Below are 562 nucleotides of genomic sequence, written 5' to 3' on the forward strand. Positions count from 1 at the left end.
TGGCAATAAAGTGCAGGATATGTTGGATTTGGAGGAAAACAAAAATTTGATTGAGGTTGAATTTCAAATGAATATCAAGCCACAGAATTTCAGCTATTCAGCGTATGACGTTCAGGTGGGTGAAAGTATTGATTATCAGTCGAATTCCGTTCAACATCAGTATAAAGAAAATCCGTTTCAGGCAGTGGCGATCAATGCTTCTGAAAGTGTTTACAAAAAGAGATCCGAAATGTTTTACAATCATACCGGAATTTCGAATAATACGTCGAGAGAGCTGAAAGATTCGGTGAGAAGGGAGCGCGAAAACCGTGAAAATTTAATTATGATTAAAGGGAAAAGTAGGGATCCGCTGTTGAAAATAGGAGGTTTGGCGAAGCTGATCGACATCAATGATAATCCGATGGAAACCTACCGTATCATCGAGCTTAAGCATTATCATGACGGCAATGAATATTATAATGAATTTGTAGGCATTCCGGATCTGGAAAATGCGCCGTATCAGGATTCAGACGCGGTTCCTTTTGGGGAGGAGCAGTCGGCCAGAGTGATTGATAACAACGAT

1 pseudogene is annotated in these 562 nt (G+C 40.2%); it reads left to right on the forward strand.

The features are described 5' to 3' along the window. Window positions 1-562: pseudogene (locus OXQ85_RS20580) on the forward strand (type IV secretion protein Rhs); the annotation flags it as partial.

Source organism: Chryseobacterium sp. GM_Chr_2 (genome assembly GCF_026540445.1).
Taxonomy (GTDB): Bacteria; Bacteroidota; Bacteroidia; order Flavobacteriales; family Weeksellaceae; genus Chryseobacterium.